Below are 566 nucleotides of genomic sequence, written 5' to 3'. Positions count from 1 at the left end.
CGAAACTCGGGGCTGAAGCGCTCTAACAGGCGAATCTGCTCGTCATTGAGCTCAATGGTCTGCTCCCGGTGCGTTTTCTCGAGGCGCAACAAGCGGTCGTGTTTGGAGAGCAAGTCGTGACGTTGCCACACGCCACGCACACCACCCGCACTGACATTGATGCCCTGCAGAGCCAGCTCTTGTGCAACCCGCAGCGGGCCATGAGTTGGTCTGGTGAGGGAGTAATCGAGGATGGCCTGTTCAATCTCGGGAGCGACCCGATTGGGATGAGCCCCTTTACAGCCGGGCAGTTTATCGAGCAAGCCCTCGGCGCCATAGGTCTGGTAATTACGGCGAATTTCGTAGAACTGCTGACGGCTGTAGCCGATGAGCTTGCAGGCTTTGCTGACATTATTGAGCTCTTTGGCGAGCTCTAGCAGGCTGAGTTTGCGACGTGCTACTTTCTCGTTGGTGGTCATACGGTGACTCCGGATAACACGGTAGGGGTACCATTTTGTTATCCGGTTTGAAGCCGTATGACCACTCCCTTTTGTGGGCAACTGTCAGGTGAATACCATCTCCATACA

At 55.3% G+C, this 566-nt stretch carries 1 pseudogene; it reads right to left on the bottom strand.

The features are described from left to right. Nucleotides 1-458 (bottom strand): annotated as a pseudogene (locus tag A9G06_RS21275) (IS481-like element ISAs19 family transposase); the annotation flags it as partial. Nucleotides 459-566 lie beyond the last annotated feature (108 nt).

The sequence above is a fragment of the Aeromonas sp. DNP9 genome (assembly GCF_001728955.1).
Lineage (GTDB): Bacteria > Pseudomonadota > Gammaproteobacteria > Enterobacterales > Aeromonadaceae > Aeromonas > Aeromonas veronii.
This window is presented reverse-complemented; position numbering and strand designations above follow the sequence as displayed.